At 38.5% G+C, this 7,237-nt stretch carries 8 protein-coding genes; 2 read left to right on the plus strand and 6 right to left on the minus strand.

The genetic code is table 11. The features are described from left to right. From ACJML3_RS07330 to ACJML3_RS07355, 6 genes are all read right to left on the minus strand, one after another. Nucleotides 1–323: CBS domain-containing protein (locus ACJML3_RS07330; RefSeq protein ID WP_406021963.1), on the minus strand; the 323-nt coding region annotated here is incomplete at its 3' end. Nucleotides 324–329: 6 nt separating this feature from the next. Continuing rightward, nucleotides 330–806 (minus strand): rRNA maturation RNase YbeY, encoded by a 477-nt coding sequence (gene ybeY, locus ACJML3_RS07335; RefSeq protein WP_331853665.1) that lies wholly within the window; start codon nucleotides 804–806, stop codon nucleotides 330–332. Continuing rightward, the gene (locus ACJML3_RS07340) at nucleotides 796–1,875 is read right to left on the minus strand and encodes a PhoH family protein (protein ID WP_406021965.1); all 1,080 of its coding nucleotides are present in this window, start codon (nucleotides 1,873–1,875) and stop codon (nucleotides 796–798) included. The genes ybeY and ACJML3_RS07340 overlap by 11 nt, the downstream gene beginning before the upstream one ends. Beyond that, nucleotides 1,868–3,229 carry a tRNA (N6-isopentenyl adenosine(37)-C2)-methylthiotransferase MiaB gene (gene miaB / locus ACJML3_RS07345; protein ID WP_406021967.1) on the minus strand — a complete coding sequence of 454 codons (1,362 nt, stop codon included), beginning with the start codon at nucleotides 3,227–3,229 and terminating at the stop codon, nucleotides 1,868–1,870. The genes ACJML3_RS07340 and miaB overlap by 8 nt, the downstream gene beginning before the upstream one ends. Before the next feature lie 9 nt (nucleotides 3,230–3,238). Continuing rightward, nucleotides 3,239–3,832, minus strand: a complete 594-nt coding sequence (locus tag ACJML3_RS07350; RefSeq protein WP_406021969.1) for a Fic/DOC family protein — start codon at nucleotides 3,830–3,832, stop codon at nucleotides 3,239–3,241. Between the two features lie 3 nt (nucleotides 3,833–3,835). Beyond that, nucleotides 3,836–3,994 carry an antitoxin VbhA family protein gene (locus tag ACJML3_RS07355; protein WP_406021971.1) on the minus strand — a complete coding sequence of 53 codons (159 nt, stop codon included), beginning with the start codon at nucleotides 3,992–3,994 and terminating at the stop codon, nucleotides 3,836–3,838. A gap of 347 nt (nucleotides 3,995–4,341) precedes the next feature. Between ACJML3_RS07355 and leuS the strand changes: the two genes are divergently transcribed. Both leuS and ACJML3_RS07365 read left to right on the plus strand, forming a co-directional pair. After that, nucleotides 4,342–6,930: a leucine--tRNA ligase gene (gene leuS / locus ACJML3_RS07360; protein ID WP_406021975.1), complete on the plus strand. Its 2,589-nt coding sequence runs from the start codon at nucleotides 4,342–4,344 to the stop codon at nucleotides 6,928–6,930. 13 nt (nucleotides 6,931–6,943) lie between these two features. After that, on the plus strand, nucleotides 6,944–7,237 hold a 294-nt coding region (locus tag ACJML3_RS07365; RefSeq protein WP_406021973.1), incomplete at its 3' end, for a hypothetical protein.

A 7,237-nucleotide genomic window follows, 5' to 3' on the forward strand; every position in this document is an offset into this window, starting at 1 on the left:
ATACCTACAACATGATCTTTATCCTCACCAATTACAGGATATCTTGAATGACCGTATTCAATTACCTTTTTTGCAGTTTCGGCTAAAGAATCTGTTGCATTGATTGTTACGATATCTGAACTTGGGATCATGACATCAGATACTCTTAATCTGTTTATATCAAAAATACCCTGTATCATGTCCTCTGTATCTTCATCGATAACATCATTTTCTGATGCCTCATGAATAACCTGTTCTAATTCATTCTGATTTGAAGGCTCGCCTCTTTTAGTAAAAAGTCTTGAAAGAAACGAGGAATGCTCCTCATCATGAATTTCAGTCATTTTTTCTTATTCCTCTATTTCTATATACGGATCTTTAAAGCCAAGCTCTTTTAAGGCAACTACCTCAAGAGATTCCATCTCATCGGCTTCATCATCCTCTATATGATCAAATCCTAATAAATGAAGACAGCCATGAATAATTAGATGACAAAAATGCTCTTCTAAAGTCTTATGCTGCTCAACACACTCTCTTTCTAATACTTCTTTACAGATTACAAGATCGCCTAGCAAAGGCATATCATCGATACCTTCTGGAAGTTCAAAAGGAAATGAAAGAATATTTGTTGGTCTGTCAACATGACGATATGTATTGTTGAGCTCATGAATTTCATCGCTGTTTACCATTCTTACGGTTATTTCGCTATCAGCTTTTCTGCCTGCAACACTAAGTGCTGTTCTTGCCCATAGCTCAATTTTTTCAATGGATGGATAATCTTCAAGTTTCTCATCCGTTGCTATCTGTAGATCTATACTAATCTCCATTTGAAGCCTCTAAAGATAAAGCATTTATTTTTTCCTGTTTGATTCTTGCCTGCTCCTTATCAAAGGCATCATATGCATTAACAATTGCAGCAACAACAGGATGTCTTACAACATCTGCAGGATCAAAGAATGTAAAGCCGATAACATCAACGCTTTTAAGAACTTCTATTGCCTGCTTTAAACCTGATTTAATACTTCTTGGAAGGTCAATCTGGCTTGGATCACCGGTAATTACAGCTTTTGAGTTGAAACCGATACGGGTTAAGAACATTTTCATCTGTTCAACAGTAGTATTCTGAGCTTCATCAAGAATGATAAAAGAATCATTGAGAGTACGACCTCTCATATATGCTAAAGGTGCAATTTCAATGATCTGCTTTTCTATTAGCTTTTCTACCTTTTCAAATCCAAGCATTTCAAAAAGGGCATCATAAAGTGGTCGTAAATATGGATCTACTTTCTGAGACAGATCACCTGGAAGAAAACCTAATTTTTCACCGGCTTCAACAGCAGGTCTTGTCAGAATTATTCTTCGAACCTCGTTTCTTTCAAGAGCATCAACAGCTGCAGCCACTGCAAGATATGTTTTACCGGTACCTGCAGGACCAATACCGAATGTCACATCATGAGATACTATCTGGCTTATGTATGAACCCTGATTTGATGTTCTTGCCTTAACAAAACCGCGTTTTGTCTTAAAATTATTAGCCTGATGATAAAGACTTCCAACTGAGCCACGACTCTCGTCTGTCTGATAGTCATGATCATCTTGCTCTATATGAGAAAATTCTGTAATAGCAAGATGCACCATATCAGGTGTAACCTCTGATGGAGTTTTTGCCCCCTTTAACGGAGCTGTATCAATATAAAGACTCTTTATCAGTTTCTTTGCTCGCAGTACGCTGCCCTTTTCACCCTTTAAGTGAACAGTACAGTTAACATAGGTTATTTTTACACCAAGACGCTTTTCAATCTGTTTGAAATTCTCATCCTCAGGGCCAACAAGATATGCCATTCTGTTGCTATCTGATGGTTCTAGCAGAAATTCCTCTTCAACTATTTTAGTCATTTATAAGTTCGCCTTTTAATGTATGAGCATGAGTACTGGTTATCTTTACCTTAACCATTTTTCCAATTAGATCTTCAGAACCTTTAAATACAACGATTCTTCCAGATGATGCTCTTGATTTAAGTTCACTTTCGTCTTTTCTTGAGATGCCTTCAACAATACACTCCTGAACAGTTCCTACAAACTGCTGTGTATATGAAAGGGCAAGCTCTTCTAGTCTGTTTTGGAGTTTATAAAGACGGTTGAACTTCTCTTCTTTTGTAACCTTATCTTCCATTAAAGCTGCAGGAGTTCCCTGTCTTTTTGAGTATACAAATGAGAAGCTTAGGTCAAACTTGACCTTTTCTACAACTTCCATTGTTTTTTCAAAGTCTTCTTCTGTTTCACCAGGGAAACCAACAATAAAGTCTGAAGAAATATGAACTGTTGGTCTTGCAGCTCTTAATTTTTCTGTAAGTTCAATATATTCTTTTGCAGTATAGCGACGATGCATTAAAGATAGAATTCTGTCAGAGCCAGCCTGAATTGGAACATGGATCTGATCTGATATCACGCTCAGATTCTTAACAGCGTCAATGATATCGTCTGTAAAATCCATAGGATTTGATGTTGTAAAGCGAAGTCTCTTTAAGCCAGGAATTGCTGCAATCTCGTAAAGCAGAGTTGAAAAATTGCATACTGTTCCATCATTCATAACACCATGATATGAATTTACATTCTGTCCTAAAAGATGGATTTCAATAGCTCCGTTTGAGATGAAGTTTACGCACTCGTCGATAATATCCTGTACAGGTCTTGACTGCTCATCGCCTCTTGTATAAGGAACAATACAGTAGGTACACTTGTTTGAACAGCCTTCCATGATTGTAACAAAGGCGCTAGGACCTTCTGCATGAGATGTTGGGAAGTAGTCAAACTTGTCAATTGCATCAGCATTTACATCAACCTGAGGTTCATGAGTCTGAATATATGCACTGATAAGTGATGGCAGACGATGAATTGTTCTTGGTCCGAAGATTACATTTACACTCTTATCAAGTTTTAAGATTTCCTCAGCAAGTTCTGAACCTACACAGCCACCAAGAGCTATTACCGTATTCTTCGAGATTTTCTGCTGATGACGCCATGCAGCAATCTGATTGAAGACCTTGTCTTCAGCCTTGGCTCTTACGGCACATGTTACTAATACTACGATAGAAGCATTTTCAACAGCATCAGTTTCAACAAAACCAGCAGAAGTTAAAAGCTCTCTTATTCTATCTCCATCATATACATTCATCTGGCAGCCCCAGACCTGAACGAAGAAAGTACCCTGCTGAAGTTTAAAATCTGGAAGAATTGTAGAATTTGTCATTTTATTGTTTTATTGTTTTATTGTTTTAATGCATTTAAAAAACAGATCCTCCATGAGGTGATAATCACCTGCAAAGGATTCTATCGATGCATGTAGCATCATTTCTGGTGAACATAATGAGTAATCAACATACAGTCCAAGAGGTATAAGAAGCTCTCTTATAAACTCTCGCTGAGCTCTACCGTTACCCTCTCTGAAAGGATGGATAGCATTAATTTCGCCAAGATAGTAGGCAGCTCTTTTATACACCTGATCCTGTCGAAGATCTCTTAAGTAATTTTCTGATTTTAATTTTTCAAAAATCTTTTCAATTTCCGGTTGAATGTAATTCACATCGCAAAAAAGAATCTCTTTTGAAATGTTTACTCTGCGCAACTCGCCTGCCCAAGGATAAACATCCTGAAAGATATAATGATGAATTTTCTTGAGATGATTCAGATCGAAATTACCTTTTATAGGTTTTTTGATAAGATCGACAAGTCTTGCACCGGTAAACATCCTTTCATACTGGGAAAGTATTTGGGGATCGGTTTCATTGAAATTATTTTTTAGAATTTCACTGTTTTTGTAACAGTATACTTCATCAAAGGTAGATGCTTCCAAAATTCAGGCAGCCTTATTCTCTTTTAGAAGTTTGAAGATTAAAGACTTAAGCTCTTCAAATGAAATAACGCCGTCAGCATAATCTTTTAATAATTTTTCCTGCTCAGAAGAAAGATTAAGATTTTCAATTGCAAGAGTAGCTTTTACTTCATCAAGTAACATATAGAACTCCATGTAGATTCACTATTACTTATTATATCAGAAGGTACGAATTTTGACGAATTTAGATGCGAAAAATTTGCGTTTTTTCAAGAGAAAAGTCAAAAAATATGAACTTCAAAAAATGAAATAGTATAAAGCGAACAAATATTGAACCATACGAAAAATCATGAATCAGAAAATTCTTTAACAACAAGCTGCACCAAAGCTGATTATTATTTCATCTGTTCTCAGGATATATTGTATTTTTTTTCACTGAAAAATAGCCTTTAAACATGATTTTGTGGCAAAATATTATGATTATTGTAAATTTATAAATCACTATTTTTTGGAGCTAATCGATGTCAGCTATTAAAGTTGCATACAATCCGCAGGAAATCGAGCCTGCTGTACAGAAGTACTGGGAAGATAATCAGACTTTCCATGCAACAGAAGACAAGACAAAAGAAAAGTATTACTGCCTTGTAATGTTCCCATATCCATCTGGAAGATTACATATGGGTCACGTTCGTAACTACACTATCGGCGACGTTATCGCAAGATATAACCGTCTATTAGGAAAGAACGTTCTTGCACCTATCGGTTGGGATGCTTTCGGTATGCCTGCAGAAAATGCTGCCATCAAGAATAACAAGCAGCCAGGTGAATGGACCTATTCAAACATCAGTTACATGAAACAGCAGCTCAAGTCATTAGGTCTTTCATACGACTGGGCAAGAGAAATTGCAACTTGCAGACCTGAATACTTCAAGTGGGAACAGAAGTTCTTTGCTGAGCTTTTCAAGAAAGGTCTTGTTTACAAGAAGGTTTCAACTGTTAACTGGTGTCCTGTTGACCACACTGTTCTTGCAAATGAGCAGGTAGAAGACGGCTGTTGCTGGAGATGCGGTCACAAGGTTGAGCTTCGTGAAATTCCTCAGTGGTACTTAAAGATTACAGCTTATGCAGAGGAACTTTTAAAAGATCTTGATAAGCTTGAAGGATGGCCTGAGCGTGTTCGCACCATGCAGAAGAACTGGATTGGACGCTCTGAAGGTTTAGATATTACATTCAAGGTTGATGGAAGTGACGATACATTCACTGTCTATACTACCCGCCCAGATACTTTCATGGGTATCACCTATATTTCAATTGCTGCAAACCACCCTCTAGTTAAGAAGTGCTGTGAGACAAATGCTGAACTTGAAGCATTCTGCGCTGAATGCAGAAAGCAGAAGTTTGCAGAAGCTGATATCTCCACCATGGAGAAGAAGGGTATGGCAACTGGTCTTTATGCTGTTCACCCAATCAACGGCAGAAAAGTACCTATCTATGTTGCAAACTTCGTTATCATGGACTACGGTACTGGTGCTGTTATGTCAGTTCCAGGTCACGATCAGAGAGATTACGAATTTGCTAAGAAATACGGCATTGATATCGAATGCGTAATCAAGGAGTCAAAGGACTCAGCAGAACCTGATTTAAGCAAGCAGGCTTTCACCGAGCATGGTGTTGCATGTAACTCAGGTGAGTTTGACGGAATGAACTTTGAAGAGGCATTCAAAGCTATTGCCGACAAGCTAGAGAAGATGGGATGCGCTAAGCGTAAGGTTAACTACCGTCTACGTGACTGGTGTATTTCACGTCAGCGTTACTGGGGTGCACCTATCCCTGTTCTTACAATTGATGAAACAGGTGAAATGGTTTGCGAAAAGGAAGAAAATCTTCCTGTAAAACTACCAGAGAATGTAAAGATTGACGGTGTTGTTTCACCATTAAAGACCGACGAGAGCTGGTATAAGACAACTTTCGACGGAAAGAGTGCAACCCGTGAGACTGATACTTTTGATACCTTCATGGAATCATCATGGTACTATGCCCGTTACTGCTCTGCTCGTGATGACAAGCAGATGTTTGACAAGGATGCTGCAAACTACTGGCTTCCTGTTGATCAGTACATCGGTGGCATTGAGCATGCTGTTCTTCACCTGCTTTATGCTCGTTTCTTCTTCAAGATGTTACGTGATGCAGGCATGGTAAATTCAGATGAACCATTCAAGAGACTTCTATGTCAGGGTATGGTTCTTGCTGATGCATTCTACTACCTAGACGAACAGGGTACTAAAAACTGGGTAAATCCATTAGATGCAATTACAACTCGTGATGACAAGGGTAATATCATCAGTGCTGTTGACAAGGATGGTCATGAACTTCACCACGAAGGCATGATCAAGATGTCAAAGTCAAAGGCTAACGGTATTGATCCTGAAGAGATGGTAAGAATGTACGGTGCAGATACCGTTCGTCTGTTCATGATGTTCGCATCTCCTGCAGAGCTTACACTTGAGTGGAGACAGTCTGGTGTTGAAGGTTCACAGCGTTTCTTAAGAAAACTTTGGAATCAGGTTCAGGATCTGATTGCTGATGGTGCTAAGTGCACAACTGATGTATCTAAGTTACCTTCAAATCTCAAGAAGATTCGTCATCAGCTTCACGTTACAATTGAAAAGGTTACAGACGATATCGGTCGTCGCCAGACCTTCAATACAGCTATCGCCGCTATCATGGAGCTTTTAAACGAGGCTGCAAAACTTAATGCTAAGGATGAACAGTCACTTGCAGTTCGTTATGAGATCTACAATAACGTTGTGCTGATGTTATATCCAATCGTTCCTCATATCTGCTTCAAACTATGGGAAGTTCTTGGAAATACAACTAAACTTGACGAGGAAAGATGGCCTGAGGCTGATAAGAGCGCTTTAACCGAAGATGAAATCACTGTTGTTGTTTCAGTAAACGGTAAGGTTCGCGGTCGCATCAACATTGATCCAAATCTTGATGAACAGAGCGTTATCAACATTGCAACATCTAACGCTGATGTACACAAATTCATAGATGGTAAGCAGATCAAGAAGACTATCTATGTTAAGGGTCGTCTAGTAAATATCGTTGTTGCATAAATAGAGGTATAGGATGAAGCTGAATCTGTTTTTGATTGGTACTTTACTTGCGCTTACAACAGCGTGTGGTTTTCATTTTCCAAATCAGGGCAGATTGAGCTCCACCGTTACTAGAATGAATGTCAATGGAGACTACCACGGTAAATTCTATAAAATGGTAGTCTCTAAACTGAAGATTCGCGGTGTTGCAGTAAATGAACTAAACTGCAGCAACAGGGACAACTTCAAAAATATTGATAATGTTCCTACTCTCAACATTGTTGAACCTACTGTATCAACACCAATCAATTCTATTGATGCTCACGGT

The sequence above is a fragment of the Succinivibrio sp. genome (assembly GCF_045124615.1).
GTDB lineage: Bacteria > Pseudomonadota > Gammaproteobacteria > Enterobacterales > Succinivibrionaceae > Succinivibrio > Succinivibrio faecicola.